Below are 16760 nucleotides of genomic sequence, written 5' to 3'. Positions count from 1 at the left end.
CGTTAGCCAAGCAGCTGGTGAATACGTTTTAGTCCCGCCACCAGTCTGTCGACCTCTTCCGTTGTGTTGTACATCACCAGCGATGCGCGGCACATAGCCGGTACCTGATAATACGCCATCAGCGGCATCGCGCAGTGATGCCCGGTACGTACGGCGACGCCGTAATTATCAAGGAAACTGCCCACATCATAGGCGTGATGCTTGCCGAGGTTGAAGGCTATCACACCCAGACGGTCAGCAGGGCCATATAAGGTCAGTTCCGGGACGCTGGCCAGCTCCTGCAAGGCATAATGCATCAGCTGCTGTTCGTACTCCTGAATCGCCGCCAGCCCCGTTTCAGAGACGTAGCTAATGGCCGCGCCCAGCCCGATGATCCCGCCCGTGTTGGGCGTACCCGCCTCGAAGCGCCAGGGCGCACAGGCGTAGGTTGTGCCGTCCGTCAGGCTGACGGTGGCGATCATTGACCCGCCCCCTTCCCACGGCGGCATGGCCTGGAGAATGTCCTCTTTCACATACAACACGCCGATGCCCGTCGGGCCATACAGCTTGTGCCCGGAGAAGACGTAGAAATCGCAGTCCAGAGCCTGAACGTCAACCGCATGGTGCATCACCGCCTGGGCGCCATCAATCAACACTTTCGCACCAACCTGATGGGCTTTGTCGACGATCAGCGCCACCGGATTTTCCGTCCCCAGCACGTTTGAAACGTGGGTCACCGCCACCAGCCGCGTTCTGTCGTCCAGCAGGGCGTCCAGCTTTTCCAGCTGGAGCGTGCCGTCTTCATTCAGGGGGATCACCCGCAGTTGCGCCCCCACACGCTCACAGAGCATCTGCCAGGGCACGATGTTGGCGTGGTGCTCCATCTGGGTGATGATGATGTTATCCCCCGCGTGCACCTGCGCATTGCCCCAGCTGTTAGCCACCAGGTTGATCCCTTCGGTGGTGCCACGCACAAACACCAGCTCTTCCGGCGAACGCGCGTTGAGGAAGGCCGCAACCTGCGTGCGCACGTTTTCCATGCGCTGGGTCGCCTCGGCGCTCAGGGTGTGGATCCCGCGATGTACCGCCGCATAACCGTGGCGATAAAACTCGGCTTCCGCATCCACCACCTGATTTGGTTTTTGCGCGCTGGCCGCACTGTCGAGATAGGCCAGCGGCAGACCGTTCACTTCACGGGTCAGTACCGGAAAATCTGCCCGGACTTTCTCTACGGGAAATGTCATGCTTCGCCTCCAGGCAGACGCTGACCGATACGGGCCAGCACCTGCTGTTTAAGTCCGCCATCGGGCAGCGCTTCCGTCAGCTCAGCCGCAAAGGCGTAAATAATCATCTTTTGCGCGGCCTGCTGGTCTATCCCGCGCGAGCGCAGGTAGAACATCTGCTCATCGTCAATACGCCCGACCGTCGCGCCGTGGCTGCATTTCACGTCGTCCGCATAAATTTCCAGCTGTGGTTTGGTGTCCACCTCTGCCAGACGTCCCAGCAAAAGGTTGTTGTTGGTCATCTGCCCGTCAGTTTTGATGGCGTGCTGCGCCACGTTTATCAGGCCGTTAAACACCGCACGTCCTTTGTCGCTGACGATGGTTTTGTGCAGCTGACGGCTGTTGCAGTAGCCTTTGTTATGCTCAAGCCAGGTGCGCGTGTCGCACACTTCTGACTTCACCGGCATCGCCAGGCTGTTAATACGCAGCGTAGTGTTCTCACCGTTCAGCTGGGTGCTGGTGTTGTGGCGCAGCACCGCGCCGCCAAGCAGGAAGCTGTGGCTGTACGCCGCGGCATCCTGGCCCAGCAGAATATCGTTGTGGGCGAAGTGGTGACTGAGCGGATTTTCAAACGCCAGCTTGATGTGGTGCAGCTGGGCATTGGCCGCCACGTTCATCGTCAGACGCGAACCGGTGAAATGACGGGTGTCGTTAAGACTAACGTAATGCTCGATCACCGTCGCCTCTGCCCCTTCTGCCAGCTCAAGATGGTGGCGATAGTGGGCGGTGTTAATCTCATCACCCTCAACGCCCTGGGTGATATGCATCAGCAGCAGCGGCTTAGCCGGACGCTGATTACGCTTAACGCGAATATGGGTGACAGATTGCGACAGGCTCTCTGTCAGGTGCAGGAAGACTTCAGGCTGAACGGGCGCGTTCAGCGACTGACGTTCATCGTTAATGACGATATCGAACCCGCTCTCCTGCACGCTGTCGCTCAGCTCCGCACGGAACAGACCGTCGACAAACACCAGACGCACGGCATCCACGCTCAGCGCCAGCATGTCGCGCTGATCGGGGCTGACCTGCGCCAGACGGGTGACAAACTCGCCGTTCAGCAGGCCATCCAGCGGGGTATATTTCCAGTTCTCATGTTTACGCGTCGGTAAACCGAGACGCAGCATCTGCTGGAGATGGTGCTGAGCCTGTTCAGAGCGCGCTCCACCCTGCGCTTCAAACAGCCGGTGCCACTGCTGAAGTGCATTACTGCTGTTCGGTAAGCCAGCCATAACCCTGCTCCTCCAGTTGTTTAACCAGCGTAAAGTCACCGGATTTCACAATGCGTCCCTGGTAAAGCACGTGGACATAGTCCGGTTTGATGTAATCCAGAATTCGCTGATAGTGAGTCACGATGATAAATGAGCGGTTGCCGTCACGCAGGGAGTTCACCCCGTCGGCAACGATCTTCAGGGCATCGATATCCAGCCCTGAATCGGTCTCATCGAGAATGCACAGCGCCGGTTCCAGAACCGCCATTTGCAGAATATCGTTACGTTTCTTCTCACCGCCGGAGAAACCCACGTTTACCGAGCGGGTCAGCAGATCTTCCGGCATTTTCAGCAGCTTGATCTTCTCTTCCATCAGATCCTGGAAGTCAAAGCGATCCAGCGCCTCAAGGCCGCGATACTTGCGCACCGCGTTCAGCGCGGTTTGCAGGAAGAACTGGTTGCTGACGCCCGGAATTTCCACCGGATACTGGAAGGCCATAAAGATGCCCTCGCCGGCACGCTCTTCCGGCGACATCTCCAGCAGATCTTTGCCGTTAAACTCAACGGAGCCGCTGGTAACTTCATAATCTTCGCGTCCTGCCAGCGTCGCTGAAAGCGTACTTTTCCCGGAGCCGTTTGGCCCCATGATGGCGTGAACTTCACCCGGTTTGACGTCAAAATTGAGGCCACGCAGGATCTCTTTCTCTTCCACGCTAACCTGTAAATCTTTAATGCTTAACATGTGCTTTCCTTAACCGACGCTGTGTTCAAGACTAATGGCGAGGAGTTTCTGGGCTTCAACGGCAAATTCCAGCGGCAGTTCAGAGAACACGTCCTTACAGAAGCCGTTAACGATCATTGAAATCGCATCTTCTTCACTGATCCCGCGTTGCAGGCAGTAGAAAAGCTGATCTTCACCAATGCGTGACGTAGTTGCCTCATGCTCAAGCTGGGCGCTGTTATTGCGGCATTCGACATACGGGAAGGTATGCGCCCCGCAGTCCGCGCCAATCAGCATGGAGTCACACTGGGTGAAGTTACGCGCGTTGGTAGCCGTCGGCATGATTTTCACCAGCCCGCGATAGCTGTTCTGGCTGTGACCGGCAGAGATCCCTTTGGAGATGATGGTCGATTTGGTGTTTTTACCGATGTGGATCATCTTGGTGCCGGTATCGGCCTGCTGATGACCGCTAGTCAGCGCCACGGAGTAAAACTCACCGATGGAGTTGTCGCCGCGCAGAATACAGCTCGGGTATTTCCAGGTAATGGCGGAGCCGGTTTCTGACTGCGTCCAGGACATTTTGCTGTTTTCGCCTTCGCACAGCGCGCGTTTGGTGACGAAGTTCAGAATACCACCGGTGTTGCCGTCGCCCGGGAACCAGTTCTGTACCGTAGAGTACTTCACTTCCGCATCTTTATGGATGATCACCTCTACCACCGCCGCGTGCAGCTGGTAGCTGTCGCGCACAGGAGCGGAGCACCCTTCGATGTAGCTAACGTAGCTGCCTTCATCGGCCACCAGGATGGTGCGTTCAAACTGGCCGGTTTTTTCCGCGTTGATGCGGAAATAGGTCGAGAGCTCCATCGGGCAGCGCACGCCTTTCGGCACGTAGATAAAGGTGCCGTCTGACGCCACCGCCGCATTCAGTGCCGCGAAGAAGTTATCGTTACTCGGCACCACGGTACCGATGTACTTTTTCACCAGCTCCGGGTGATCGTGAATGGCTTCACCAAAGGAACAGAAAATGATCCCCTGCTCCGCCAGTTTTTCACGGTAGGTGGTTGCCACCGAGACGGAGTCAAAAATGGCGTCTACCGCCACCTCTTTGCCTTCGCGCACGGGCACGCCGAGCTGATTAAACGCCTCTTCCACCTCTTTACTCAGGAAGCTGTTCTCCGCGCCGGTTTGCTGAACGGCACCAGGTTGCGAGGCGCAGGTGTCATCACAGCTGCCGCAGGAGGGCGCGGAGTAGTAGCTATAGTCCTGATAGTTCAGCTTATCGTAATGCGCTTTCAGCCAGTGGGGTTCTTCCATCTCCAGCCACGCGCGGAATGCGCTCAGGCGAAACTCCAGCATCCACTCCGGCTCGTTACGTTTCGCCGAAATGGCGCGCACGACCTCTTCGTTGATGCCTTTCGCCAGCTCATCGGTTTGCAGCTGCGTGAAGAAACCCTCTTTATAGTTGAGGTGTCCGCCGCTCCAGGTGTTTACATCACTCGTTGCTTCAGTATTACGAGACATAGTACCGCCTATACCCCAAAGCTTTCGCCGCAGCCGCATTCGTTCTGGGCTTTCGGGTTATGAAATTTGAATAACTGGTTTAAACCTTCCCGAACGTAGTCGACTTCGGTTCCATCGATAAACGGCATCGCCTGTAGCGCGACGTATAACTTTGCACCGTCGGTTTCAAAGACCAGATCGTCCTTTTCAGGTTCGGTTACGGTGTCCAGCACGTAGCCAAATCCCGCGCAGCCAGTCTGCTTAACGCCTAAGCGTACGCCGAGGATGTCGGGATTTTTTGCCACCAGCTCATGAATATGCGCCGCCGCCGCGGGCGTCAGCGTTAAGCCACGCCAGGCAAAATCGGCCGGATTGAAGGTTTCTGAATGCAGTTCCATAGGTCCACCTCATCTGATAAGCCACCAGGGCATAACATCATGTTAGTGATAACGATTATCACTTCAACCCCCTGCGAGCAGGGGCTTTGGGCTAAACCGCCCTTTTTGGCTACTTTCATTAAGCATAGACCCTGTGACGGGATGCGGATGGGATGGTTAGATTTGTTCAATGCATTGATAAATAATGCATTTCATAAGAAAGGCGGTAAGGTGACGGGCAATGATAAAAATTGTATTGGAAATACCTATTTTTAAGATAGCCAAAGTACGCGCAGGCACCATATACATTTTTTACGTATGCCTCCCCCTTAAGCCAGGTTCTTTTTAATCCTTTTTTGCCTTACCTGGGCGCGCATAAAGACGTTTGATGGATAAGTTAACCATTATTTATCAGTCTGATAGTGGTTAAATTCCGATCATGATTAATTACATAAACTCATCCCTTTTCGACGTAATGTTTCCCTTGTTAACCATTTATTCAATAAGGGATTAAATTATGTGGAGTACCTATAAAGCCGCAGTTCATGCTCGCCAGCATGCAGGTCAGTATAGCCAGAAAAGATGTGCAGAATTTTCTTTAATAGCAATACCGGCAAGTAAAGACAGCATATGCAATTTACAGGCATGACTGACATGAAAAAAATAATTCTGGCGATCCTGCTTCTGCCCACTCTCGCATCCGCTGCACAGAAGTTCCCCCCTGAGGTATCCGCTGCCCTTCAGTTTAATAAGTGGTACATCTCGCAAATTATTATCGGGAAAGAGCCCCTGAAAAACTATGAAGCGCTGAGGCCATATGTAACCCGCGAAACTATCAGCGAACTCAAAGCCATGGATAAGCTGGATCCAGATGAATATGACGTGCCTGACGTCGATATGTTCATCAAGGCTCAGGGATATGAAGATGACTGGGGCATCGTCAGTGCGCGGGCGCTGGATTACGATGCCGCCTGTATGCAGGTTTATATCTCATTCGGCAAAAAGCGGGATCACACCGTGATTGACTGCATGGTCAAGGAAGATGGCGTGTGGAAAGTTGAATCCGTGGCCAGTATGAATATTTCAGACAACCTGATGATGGAATAAACCGACGATATGACAGGGGTACTGATGCTATGCATCTTCGCGGATACCCCTGTCGTATCGCCAGAAGGCAAAATCCCGCACTGGCGGTTTACCGTTGGCCCCCTTAACATCAGTGATGGAACGAAACGGCGAAACCCTGTTCACGCCAGTGGTCGAGCTGCTCCTGTTGACGAGGCGTAGGCGCTTTACCGGTCCAGACGAAGATTTTTTGCCCGGGGAAGAGTTCAGGACGTGGAGAATCAATCGGCTCAGCCAGCACGTCGATATGCCAGCCTTTGTAGGCAAGACGGGCCGCTTCCAGCCACAAATGCGTACGGTCGTCGCACTCCCACCCAATCAGCAGCGCATCCTTACCTGCTTTTTTTCGCGACTCACCCAGGCTTGCAACGGCAAACTCAATCAGGACACCGTCCAGCAGGCTCGCCATGTGACGCACCGTATTCTGGTCCTGGTTCATTCGCTGCCGCACAGGGGTGATGATGTTATCTATCAGAACATCCATCGCATGGTCACGGCGGAACTCGCCGATTTTGGCGCGCAGTTTTGCCGGACTGGCATAGCGCAGAACGGTTAACATCTCTTCCTGAAAAGATGCCCAGTTCCCCTGAGTCATTACTTCTGTATTTTCAAGAAGCGCTTTTACTTTACCGACCGAAACACCCGTTTTCATCAGGCGTTTGATCTCTTCGATACGCAGGATATCTTCATCGTCAAACTGACGATGACCCCCTTCGCTTCGCTGCGGCTTCAACAATCCATAACGGCGCTGCCAGGCACGCAGCGTAACGGGGTTGATACCGCATCGTTCGGCCACTTCGCCGATACTGTAATAGGCCATTAACTCCCTCACGCACAATACTTCCATACCTAACCAAACCAACCTTATCAGATTGTACAAATCATTTGTATAACTAACTCCTCGTTCTGAGACAAGTGAATGGCTCAACGAACCACTCACTCGTTAATGTATTGTTGTATAAATTTAGCCGTACGTACAGGTCACTTTTAAGAGTTACGTACAGGTTTTTATAAATCGTACTTTTTCTCGGGCCAGGCAATCGCCGGTATGCCCCCCAGGCGCGGGCTGGCGAAAAGGTGTCCCTGGAACTGAGAAATCCCGGCAGATTCCAGCCACATCCACTCTTCAGCCAACTCTACGCCTACCGCACAGAACAGAATTTCCAGGGAGGCGCAGCATTTAATAATTGACTGAATGATCGCCTGACGCGGGCCGCTCTTGTGCACGTTGGCAATCAAATCACGGTTGATCTTGATTCTGTCCGGCTGAAACTGGGCCAGCAGTTGCAGACCGGCGAATCCCGCGCCAAAGTGATCGATGGCCACGCTGATCCCGGCGCTTTTAAGCTGTCTGACCGCGCTGGTGAACTCTTCGAAGCGCGAGATCGCCTCGCTCTCGGTGAACTCGACCACAATTTGCTCCGGCACAAAACCGTTCGCCTCAATTGCCGTCAGTAAAAAATCGACGGCGCCAGGAACATTGACCAGCGTCATCGGCAGCAGATTAATGGACAACGTTTGAGTCTGTAGGCCCAGTGCGCTGGCCATCGACAAAGCCACCTGTTTACTCTTCAGATCCGATTCGTACAGCGCCTCACGCGACAGGTTGGCAAAATAGCTTTCCGGGGACTCACCGGACGGCGTGCGGATCAGGGCTTCCCAGGAAACTACCTGCTGCATAAACGGATCGACGATAGGTTGAAATGCGAAACTACAGTCCGCGCCCTTTGCCACTACTGTCGGCTGGGAGGATAACGGCGTATTTTCGGTGACAAACTCCCAGGCGTCAGCCGGAGGCAGCTCAAAGTAGTTGGCTTTTTCAGTGGCCTCAACGAAGGTGCGGAAAAATTGCAGGGCGCGATCGTTATAGGTCAGCTGATAGCGCGTTGTGCCTTTATCGAGTACCTGTTGCAGCACTTCGTCGGTATCGTACTGACGAAGGTCAAAGAGCTCCATACCCACGTTGCCAAAACGTCTTGAAGGCCCGTGATCGCTTAACAATTCGACCACGTTGTGATGCCGTGGGTCACGGCAGATGAGCTCATAGATCTCCTTAACGTTATCAGCGGGCCCTTCAAGTAACTGAAAAAAGTGTGTGCCGTTAAACAGCAAAATCCCCGTCACATCGAACTGGCGATTTCTACAATTTGCAGCAGCGACCATGTCTTCCAGCGCTTTCACTGGAACGTCCTCGCAGATATGACTGCGGTAAATGATGGTTGTGAGCATGCTAATCCTGAAGATTGAGGGGGTGACCACGAAAACACGTGGGGAAAACTCTGTTATAGCACATTAATTGCCCAACAAATAATTTACATCTCAACGATTTACACGGCTTTTTTGCGTCATTTACGGGCTTGTACAACTCTGCGACGCCGCTTCGGATTGTACAATATATCTTGTGAATACCGCAGTAAATCGTATAAGAATAAGCAACTGATAAATAATGATTTTATAAAATATATTATAAAATGTTTAAAAAATTGTACATTTTAAATGTACAGATTTGAAAATTATGTATACCTTAAATGTAACGTTACTGATTACGAAAATTTACAGGAGCGAAACATGCAGCAGAACGGACACCTCGCAGACTCGGCAACAGCGATTGCGCAGTATTTCGAAAAAGCCGCGCTTCCAACCCAACAGGAAACATTGGGTCAGGTTGTTGTTGAAATCCTTAGCGACGGGCGAAATCTGAATCGCAAATCGCTCTGCACAAAACTGTTGAGTCGCCTTGAAAAGGCCAATGGCCCGGAAGAGGAACATCATTATCACATGCTTCTTGGCCTGCTCTTCGAACGTTAATGTCATGAACAGCAGTGATGCGGACAGACTAATCGACAAGCTTATTGGAGAAGCCGCTCTTTCACTTTTGAAGGAGCGCGGTCCGGTGACGACCGAGGGATTGGTTCAGCGTCTGCGTAACATGCAAGCATATGAAACGGATCCCCAGCGGCGGGAGACATTAGCGCGAGTTATAGCTGAAATCAGCTCTGGCACGGTCGCTTTTAAAGGTCGCAGAACCGCACAAGGACGAATACAGAGAGAGGGATCTCTCAAAAATAACCGAGACAATGTAGTGCCGTTATTTGGAAATGGAAAACCGTCCGATCCTAAAAAGATACATTGACTACAACTTTACAGCTACGGTGAGAACAAATGAGACAAAATATTCAGCTTCAACCCGAATACCACTCCGCCTTTTTAGATAGCGCGTTGTCGGAGTATTTCCGTCACGCAGGCGATCGCTTTGCTGAAGAGTCTGCCATTTTTTCGACTGCGGTTCGTTGTGTTCTTGCTTCCGAAGGTCATTTGACCAACAAAGCGATCATTCTCTGGCTAATCCAGACGCTGGAATCCACCGACGATGTCGTTAAGGCGGATGTGATCCGCAAGACGCTGGAAATTGTCGTCGGTTACACCATGGACGATCTTTAACGCCTCCCCCATCCCTACGGATAGCGTGTCATCGTCAATTCTGACGAACAGACTGACGATGACACACCCTCTCTCCTCTAACGCCCTGTTAATCAAGAACGCTGAATGTGGCATGGATCCTGCTTAGTCCGCTAAGGGACTGGGCTTTCCAGTAAACATTGCTTCATTTCTTAACAGGTCTGTTATTGATGAAAAAAATCGCCAGCGTCTGCCCCTACTGCGGTGCAGGCTGCAAACTAAACCTCGTCGTTAAAAATAACCGGATTATCCGTGCCGAAGCCGCTGATGGCGTAACCAATCAGGGCACGCTTTGCCTGAAAGGGTTCTACGGCTGGGACTTTCTTAACGACACACGGCTGCTTACCCCCCGTCTGACGCAGCCCATGATCCGCTACAGCAAAGGCGAGGCCTTTACCCCTGTTACCTGGGAAGAGGCCATTCGCTATACCGCTCACAGGCTTAAAAGCATCAAAGAACAGTATGGCCCTCGGTCCATTATGACTACGGGTTCCTCACGGGGAACGGGCAATGAGACCAAATATGTGATGCAAAAATTTGCCCGAGCGGTGCTGAATACTAACAACGTCGACTGCTGCGCCCGCGTCTGTCACGGTCCGTCCGTTGCCGGTTTACAGGAGACCCTCGGCAACGGCGCCATGAGCAATTCCATTAACGATATTGAAAACTCAAAATGCCTGCTGGTATTCGGCTATAACTGCGCCGACTCTCACCCCATCGTCGCCCGACGCGTGCTTAAAGCACGTGAAAATGGCGCTAAAATCATCGTCTGCGATCCGCGTCATATTGAAACGGCACGCATTGCCGATCTTCATCTTCAGCTAAAAAATGGCAGTAACATGGCGCTGGTCAATGCCTTTGGCTATGTCCTGCTGGAAGAGGAACTGTACGACAAAAACTACGTTGCCCGCTTTACCGAAGGGCTTGAGGCGTACCGGCTGACGGTAAAAGATTACGCACCCGAGCAGGTTGAACATCTGACGGGGATCCGCGCGCGGGATGTTCGTCAGGCAATGCGCATGTTCGCAGCGGCGCCTTCAGCAACGGTGATGTGGGGGATGGGCGTCACGCAGTTTGGTCAGGCGGTCGATGTGGTGAAAGGTCTCTCCAGCCTGGCGCTGCTGACCGGCAACCTGGGCCGCCCTGCCGTCGGCGTGGGTCCGGTTCGCGGGCAAAATAACGTTCAGGGTGCCTGCGATATGGGCGTTCTGCCCAATATGTTCCCCGGCTACCAGGACGTCACTGACCCGGCGGTCAGACTGAAATTTGCCGATGCGTGGAAAATCAATGTCAACCGGATGGACGATCGCGTCGGGACGCGTATCACCGAAGTGCCACATCTCGCGCTGGAAGGAAAGATCAAAGCGTATTACATCATGGGGGAAGATCCGCTTCAGACAGAAGCCGATCTGGGACTGGTCCGCCGCGGCTTTGAGGCGCTCGATTTTGTGGTGGTTCAGGACATCTTTATGACCAAAACGGCAGAGGTGGCTGACGTGCTGCTCCCTGCCACCTCATGGGGAGAGCACGCCGGCGTGTTCACCTGTGCCGATCGCGGCTTCCAGCGTTTCGGCAAAGCCATTGAGGCCAGCGGCAACGTGAAGCGCGACTGGGAGATCATCAGCCTGCTGGCCACGGAGATGGGTTATCCCATGCATTACGAGGATAACCAGCAGATCTGGGACGAAATGCGCGAGCTGTGCCCCCTCTTCTACGGCGTGACCTACGAAAAAATGGGCGAGATGGGCCATGTGCAGTGGCCTTGCCCATCCCTCAATCATCCCGGCACCCCCTACCTGTACAAGGATAACCAGTTCGACACCCCTACTGGCAAAGGACAGCTATTTGCCGCCCCCTGGCGCGCCCCGGCGGAGACACCGGATGCGGATTACCCGCTGGTACTGTGCACGGTGCGCGAAGTGGGTCACTACTCCTGTCGCTCAATGACCGGGAACTGCGCGGCGCTGCAAAGCCTGGCCGACGAGCCGGGCCGGGTGCAAATGAACCCGGCCGATGCGGATGAACGGGGGATTGCCGAGGGCCAGCTGGTCTGGGTACGTTCACGCCGGGGTAAAGTGATCACCCGCGCCAGCATCAGCGAGCGCATCAATGCGGGAGCAATCTATATGACCTACCAGTGGTGGATTGGCGCCTGTAATGAGCTGACGCAGGATAATCTCGACCCGATATCCAGAACGCCGGAAACGAAGTATTGCGCCGTGCAGCTGGAGGCGATCGAGGACCAGCGCTGGGCGGAGGATTTTGCGGCTTCCGCATACCAGACCATGAAGACGCGGTTGATCGCTGCGGTTAACGTTTAAATGCATTGCCGGGTGGCGGCTATCGCTGCCCGGCCCGCTATCCGCTGCTGTTTTACGTTATCTGTTGTGCATAATTATTTTCCAGGTAATCGCGAAGCAGGTTCGGACGGCTCTTTTTCTCCATCAGCCTTCTCAATAGTACGATCAGCTCGTAATCGCTTCGCAGATTAAATTTCTGCATCATCATATATTTATGGGTAAAGACCGTTTTTTCGCTCATCTTCAACGCGTTCGCGGTCTGCACCACCGACAGCCCCCGGTAAAAATTGACCATAATACGAATCTGTTGCCGGGATAAACCTTTATGCTGGCAGTCGAAACAGGTCTTTTTATTCAACGTGTAACCTGGTAATTGCGTCCTGAACCACGCGATAAACAGAACGCCGCTAATACGGTCAAGCGACGCCCGGCGCGGGAGAAAAATGATGTCCTGAAAGCAGGAAGGCAGCGCCGAAAAGCGCAGCTCATCGTCGACGAGACCTATCACAATTCCTTTTTGCCGGGCCAGTAACTCCGGAAAACAGGTCAGCGTTTCCCCCTGACATAATGAAAGAACAATAATATCGGCCTGGCTGACGTTTTCATTGGTCAACGCCAGCTGAAATGTAATGGAGCGATGAAAGTTATGCTTAAAAAAAATCGTCGAAAAAGCTCTGTAGCCCAGCCTGAAAAAACAGATCCGTTTCCTGAATCAGAATATTTAACATAGTTCACACCAACGTCTTTAAAAAAGGCTTATCACCGGCATTTAGTTGTACTGCATCGTCATCACCACAACCGCACTGATGCTCCCCGGCGTGGCGCCTCCCGGCATAGATTTTACCGAGGCCAGCATAGCCATTGTCGCGGTTCTGTCCGCGGCAATGGTCTGGGTCATACTGGTGCCTGTTCCTTTAAGCGCGCCGGTTTGGGCATCGCGCATGGCTATCGCCACATGCGTGGCCGAACCGCTGTTCATAAAATAGTCCGCACCCGCCTCGGGATCGGGGCTGCCGGTGAAAGCGACGGTCACACTCTGCGTTCCGGTTGGGCACTGGGTAAACAGCAGACTGAAAGGCACCGGATCCGATGTTGAGCCCGGCGTCGCCATATTGGTTGCCTGAATATTGCCCAGGTTGACATCAAGGCTGTTGCTGCCGCCATTAAATATGCACGGCGACGCAACGATATTTCCCGTCACACCGATGTTGACGCTATCAGCGGAGCATACCTTCCCGCTGAGTAAGGCAAGTAACAGCAGTGTCCTGCATCTTATTTTCATCTTCTTACCTGCTACTGGTAGGTCACATTAAGGGTGGCGGAGGCATTCGCTGAACCTGACTCCACGCGGGTTAACGTCTGGTAATACCGGGCCGTTAATGGCAACGTCTCTTGCCCCCCGGCAGACTGCCGCAAGAATAGTCGGCTGTTCATCACCAGCGGTGCACCGTTATAGATAAGCTGCACCCCCACCCCTTTCGCAGTGCCGGCATTTCCCTGCCCGGTTAAGGCCATCACGCTGGTATTGGCGCTGTCCGGGTTCTGTATTCCACTGAGCGAGACCGTAATATTGGTTCCGGCGGCGCAGGTCAGGCCCAGGTTTTGCGTGTTCTGTGCTCCCGCTGGCGTGGTGCCCACCGTGGAGCCGAACGCCGAGGCGGGAATATCCCCTATCGGAAACGTCAGCTGGGCCGTATTCACCGTGCACGCCAGCGCATTGATGGTGCCGGAGGTGAGCTGCGTGGTCAGACCGTCACGGTAGAGGCCATCGCTTCCCTGAAGCGTCACGACACCGATCGTCCCGGGGGTTAATGCCCCCGATGAGACCGGCCCCGTCACCACCAGCTCAATCCTCCCGCCGTACCAGTCCACATAGGAGGTCTGCGCATTGTACGAGAACGTATTGCTCGGGTTTTCAAAATAGCCGTTGGAAGAAAAGCGTATCCCTATCCCGCTGACGTTCGTGTTGTAAACATGGTTGCCGTAGCTGCTCAACGTGGCGCCGTTGTAGCGCAGGCTAAATCCCAGCATCAGCGGATTAGTACACCCGGTAAGATAGGAGCCTGTGGCTGACGCCGCGCCAGAAAATACCACCGTGCCGACAGGCGCATCGCGCTGCACGTTGATCGTCCCCACGGACAGGGTGGAAAGCTGCGGGGTGATGGTGGTGCAGGTACCGGCACGAGCCATATTTGCCGCCGCGAGCAAACAGAGCAGCAGCATCGCGTTAAGACATTTCATGTTAGCGTTCCTGACGGCAGGTGGCGCGCATATCAGCGATCCTACCGTACGTTGAGTGATTCGGCAGCGTGAAATCAGCGCGGCATTGCTGACTGGATTGACTTCCCCATGTAGCGACTAACGTTCCCTGCTCGCGCATCCCGGTTAAATAGACCTGACCGCGATCGCCGACAATAAAACTGCCGCTGTCATCACCCACAAGGGTGACCACCGCCCCAAACGGAACGGCGCGGTCGTTGTCGGTCAAGGTCATCAGCACCCGGTGTCCTGACTTCGGCAGATAATCGGCTCTCACCACCGCTCCCCGCGTCGGCGTCACCGTGCGGGTGTTGATCTCCAGCTCGACATCGTCCGGCATCGTTTCCGGGTCGAGGGTGAGATCGTTTTTCCGGTAGACAGAAAGGTTGCTCACGACCGTATATCCGCGAAAATCTGTCCGTACACCGGGCTGATTGCGGATATCCACGTCGTGGGCGCCAGGGGCTTTGATTAAGACGCTGGTCTCCCCCAGCGGCTGGGAAAGCGTGATGCCATCAGCATGGGCGAGAATGCCGCCTTGCAGCCCGTAATTCAGGCGTTCACTGTTTTTGTCATAACCATAACCTGCCGTGACTTCGCCATAGGCGCCTTTGTAGTCCGCGTTAACATTGCCGGTATAGCCCACACCCTCTGTTCCGTATCCCTGCTGTACGTTCCAGTTCAGGGCACGGTTCTCGAGCGCTACCCCGTTCAGGCCGACGTTATGCGTCGTCCCGTTATTCCCGCTGGCGTTCATGCCATAGTTAGCCCATGTCTGCGGCAAAAATTTATCCAGCGGAATGCTGACGTTGAACGCCAGAAGCTGGTCATGGTCAGCGTTTTTTTGGCTGTCGCGGGTTTCTGACGCTGAGCGGACATTTTTGCTGTAAGTCCATGTCAGGCCATAGCTGATGTTATGCCAGTAGTTGCTATAGCCGACGCTCCACGAAGCCATCGACTTACCGTCATTCCAGTAATCTTCCCGCGCCGCACTGAGGGTAAGCGCGCCCAGGTTGTCCCCCAGCGTCTGGCTCATCGTCAGCTCGGCACGGTTACGTCGCCTGTCCTGAAGCGCGCTGCTGTCGCCGTACGAATCGAGGACGTCCTGCATCCCGTAATAGCCGCGGGTCGAGTAGCGATACCCGGCAATCGAAAAGTTGGTCCCGGTATTGATAAAATTCTTGCTGTATCGGGCCCGCCACGACTGACCGTTTGTTTTCGCGGCATGCTCCGGCGTTGACCAGCCCTGAGTGACGTCTGCGGATACAGCCCCGAGATCGCCCATATTCTTGCCCACCCCCAGAGCCGCCGACTGGTACTTATCTGCCCCCTGGACGCCGCCATAGAGCGTAATACCGTGAGGGAGGCCGTAAATTCCGGTCAATTGCCCGAAGGGGGTTTTCTCCACGCTACGGTTATACGAGCGATACTGCCCGGCGGTAAGGCCATATTTCAGGCGCCCCTCCCGTTGCAGGACCGGCAGCGAAGCGTACGGCAGGGTGAAATGTTGCTCACTACCATCAGCTTCGACGATCGTGACATCAAGGTCTCCCGCGCCGCCGGTGGGATACATATCCGCGATCTCAAACGCGCCCGGTGCCACATAGCTTTGGTAGATTTGATAGCCATTCTGACGCACCACGACCTGCGCGTTAGTCCGCGCAATACCGCGCACCACCGGCGCATAGCCTTTCAGGGAATCCGGCAGCATATCGTCGTCGGACGCCAGCTGGACGCCGCGAAACGGCATGCTGTCAAAGACATCGGCAGGCGCGGAACTGTCTCCGAGCGTAAGCTGGGCTTGCAGGGGAATAATCGCGCGCTGCATCAAGGTATAGACGTTGTCCCACTTATCCTGGCCGGACGCATCGCGGGACCAGGTGGTGTAGTTGCGTAACCGCCAGGGACCGACGTTGATCCCCGGCCGCAGGTTTGCATACTGGCTGTCGCTGCGGGTGCCTGCCCCGCTTCTTGCCCGGCTGTTTGCCCCGCTCAGGCTGTAGTTGAGCATGACCGCGGTAATGCCTTCATCCCACATATCCGGCGGAACGTAACCTCTCGCTGGCAGGTCTATAGCCGCCTGTGGAATGCTAATCGCCAGACGCTGGGCGCCAAACTGGAAATCCGCGCTGGCCTGTGGGATCGCCCTGAGATCGGCGCATTCACCTTCCCCGGCGGCAAGCTGTGGGAAAAGCGCCGTTTTCACGCCCCACGCTTTTAACTGCCCGATACTCAGGCAAGGCTGCAACGTTTCACTGCCGTTAGCATCCTTCACTGCCATAAAACGAATATCCCGCGTTTCCAGCAGCCGATCGTCAAGAATAATATCAACGTGGTATGTCCCGGGCGCCTGCGAGCCGGATTCAAAGGCAGATAAATCCGCTTTTCCCATTCCGGGATTATCCAGCTCTACCAGTTCCGTATTAAACGTCTCACTGGCATACAGTATGGGAGAGACACCAGCAAGCGCGAGGGCAATAAATATTGCCAGGCGCGCAGGCTGCATTGCATTCAATGCCGTTGTCATGACGAACACCTGATTAACGCGT

Annotated in this window: 15 protein-coding genes and 1 pseudogene; 5 read left to right on the top strand and 11 right to left on the bottom strand. The window is 54.4% G+C overall.

The genetic code is table 11. The features are described 5' to 3' along the window. Positions 1–2 precede the first annotated feature (2 nt). The 5 genes from sufS to sufA are packed head-to-tail and all read right to left on the bottom strand — an operon-like array spanning position 3 to position 5089. On the bottom strand, positions 3–1223 hold the full coding sequence (sufS, locus tag ACQG0T_RS09530) for a cysteine desulfurase SufS (protein ID WP_023296368.1): 1221 nt from the start codon (positions 1221–1223) through the stop codon (positions 3–5). Beyond that, on the bottom strand, positions 1220–2491 hold the full coding sequence (gene sufD, locus ACQG0T_RS09525; RefSeq protein ID WP_015570707.1) for a Fe-S cluster assembly protein SufD: 1272 nt from the start codon (positions 2489–2491) through the stop codon (positions 1220–1222). The genes sufS and sufD overlap by 4 nt, the downstream gene beginning before the upstream one ends. Next, positions 2466–3212, bottom strand: coding sequence for a Fe-S cluster assembly ATPase SufC (gene sufC, locus ACQG0T_RS09520; protein ID WP_003857736.1), 747 nt, complete (start codon positions 3210–3212; stop codon positions 2466–2468). Before sufC ends, sufD begins: the two co-directional genes overlap by 26 nt. A 9-nt stretch (positions 3213–3221) precedes the next feature. Continuing rightward, positions 3222–4712, bottom strand: coding sequence for a Fe-S cluster assembly protein SufB (sufB, locus tag ACQG0T_RS09515; protein WP_003857739.1), 1491 nt, complete (start codon positions 4710–4712; stop codon positions 3222–3224). 8 nt (positions 4713–4720) lie between these two features. Beyond that, entirely contained in the window at positions 4721–5089 is a 369-nt protein-coding gene (sufA, locus tag ACQG0T_RS09510) for a Fe-S cluster assembly scaffold SufA (RefSeq protein ID WP_003857741.1), read from the bottom strand. Positions 5090–5722: 633 nt separating this feature from the next. Between sufA and ACQG0T_RS09505 the strand changes: the two genes are divergently transcribed. Continuing rightward, positions 5723–6175 (top strand): DUF3828 domain-containing protein, encoded by a 453-nt coding sequence (locus ACQG0T_RS09505; RefSeq protein WP_252051471.1) that lies wholly within the window; start codon positions 5723–5725, stop codon positions 6173–6175. A 109-nt stretch (positions 6176–6284) separates the two neighbouring features. On the opposite strand, the gene ACQG0T_RS09500 is transcribed toward ACQG0T_RS09505, so the two are convergent. Both ACQG0T_RS09500 and ACQG0T_RS09495 read right to left on the bottom strand, forming a co-directional pair. After that, entirely contained in the window at positions 6285–7013 is a 729-nt protein-coding gene (locus ACQG0T_RS09500) for a MerR family transcriptional regulator (RefSeq protein WP_015570709.1), read from the bottom strand. Between the two features lie 188 nt (positions 7014–7201). Next, on the bottom strand, positions 7202–8422 hold the full coding sequence (locus tag ACQG0T_RS09495) for a diguanylate phosphodiesterase (RefSeq protein WP_015570710.1): 1221 nt from the start codon (positions 8420–8422) through the stop codon (positions 7202–7204). A gap of 339 nt (positions 8423–8761) precedes the next feature. Here ACQG0T_RS09495 and ycgZ point away from each other — a divergent pair, with 339 nt between their 5' ends. From ycgZ to fdhF, 4 genes are all read left to right on the top strand, one after another. Continuing rightward, entirely contained in the window at positions 8762–9001 is a 240-nt protein-coding gene (gene ycgZ, locus ACQG0T_RS09490; protein WP_017384632.1) for a regulatory protein YcgZ, read from the top strand. Between the two features lie 4 nt (positions 9002–9005). Further along, positions 9006–9326 (top strand): hypothetical protein, encoded by a 321-nt coding sequence (locus tag ACQG0T_RS09485; RefSeq protein WP_032648090.1) that lies wholly within the window; start codon positions 9006–9008, stop codon positions 9324–9326. 29 nt (positions 9327–9355) lie between these two features. After that, positions 9356–9634, top strand: a complete 279-nt coding sequence (locus tag ACQG0T_RS09480; protein WP_003857748.1) for a biofilm/acid-resistance regulator YmgB/AriR — start codon at positions 9356–9358, stop codon at positions 9632–9634. 188 nt (positions 9635–9822) lie between these two features. Beyond that, positions 9823–11973: a molybdopterin oxidoreductase family protein gene (gene fdhF, locus ACQG0T_RS09475; protein ID WP_426723776.1), complete on the top strand. Its 2151-nt coding sequence runs from the start codon at positions 9823–9825 to the stop codon at positions 11971–11973. 52 nt (positions 11974–12025) lie between these two features. Here the strand turns inward: fdhF and ACQG0T_RS09470 are convergent. From ACQG0T_RS09470 to ACQG0T_RS09455, 4 genes and pseudogenes are all read right to left on the bottom strand, one after another. Continuing rightward, positions 12026–12680, bottom strand: a pseudogene (locus ACQG0T_RS09470) (helix-turn-helix transcriptional regulator). 41 nt (positions 12681–12721) lie between these two features. Then, positions 12722–13234: a fimbrial protein gene (locus tag ACQG0T_RS09465; protein ID WP_023303539.1), complete on the bottom strand. Its 513-nt coding sequence runs from the start codon at positions 13232–13234 to the stop codon at positions 12722–12724. 11 nt (positions 13235–13245) lie between these two features. Then, positions 13246–14193 carry a fimbrial protein gene (locus ACQG0T_RS09460; RefSeq protein ID WP_032648084.1) on the bottom strand — a complete coding sequence of 316 codons (948 nt, stop codon included), beginning with the start codon at positions 14191–14193 and terminating at the stop codon, positions 13246–13248. Between the two features lies 1 nt (position 14194). Next, a complete protein-coding gene (locus tag ACQG0T_RS09455; RefSeq protein ID WP_252051466.1) occupies positions 14195–16738 on the bottom strand; it encodes a fimbria/pilus outer membrane usher protein in 2544 nt (847 codons plus the stop codon). Positions 16739–16760: the final 22 nt, after the last annotated feature.

The organism is Enterobacter cloacae complex sp. 302F9 (assembly GCF_050030335.1).
GTDB lineage: Bacteria > Pseudomonadota > Gammaproteobacteria > Enterobacterales > Enterobacteriaceae > Enterobacter > Enterobacter hormaechei_C.
This window is presented reverse-complemented; position numbering and strand designations above follow the sequence as displayed.